The sequence below is a fragment of the Xaviernesmea rhizosphaerae genome, assembly GCF_001938945.1.
GTDB classification, from domain to species: domain Bacteria; phylum Pseudomonadota; class Alphaproteobacteria; order Rhizobiales; family Rhizobiaceae; genus Xaviernesmea; species Xaviernesmea rhizosphaerae.
The window spans coordinates 361-772 of record NZ_MKIO01000046.1 but is presented as its reverse complement, the minus strand read 5'-3'; the positions used below and the strand labels follow the sequence as shown (position 1 = coordinate 772).

Here is a 412-nt window from a genome sequence, read left to right as displayed (position 1 = left end):
TGCGCGCATACCTTCTTCTCAAGCATATGCATCGCTGCAACCGTTATCTTTTGGTTGTGATTTATGAGTCCTGAGCCTAGTCTGCTCGCTTGGCTTCAACGAAGAGGAGGAACAGTCGATGACTATGCCTTTCCCAGTCGTGTAGGCCACGCAGATCATCTTAGCACTCGGCAGTACGCCCGACTGGTCGATGAGTGGGTGACAGCGATCGGGCTTCGTCGGAAGGATTATGGCACACATTCCCCACGGCGAACGAAGGCTGCCATGATCTACAAAGCCACTGGCAATCTTCGAGCGATCCAGATCCTGCTCGGCCATATCAAGATCGAGAACACAGTCAGGTATCTCGGCGTCGACATTGAGGATGCACTAAGGCCCGTTGACATTCATTTGAGCCGAAGGTGTGCCGCGC

Annotated in this window: 1 pseudogene; it reads left to right on the top strand. The window is 53.6% G+C overall.

The features are described 5' to 3' along the window. Positions 1-78 precede the first annotated feature (78 nt). A pseudogene (locus BJF92_RS23215) lies at positions 79-412 on the top strand (tyrosine-type recombinase/integrase); the annotation flags it as partial.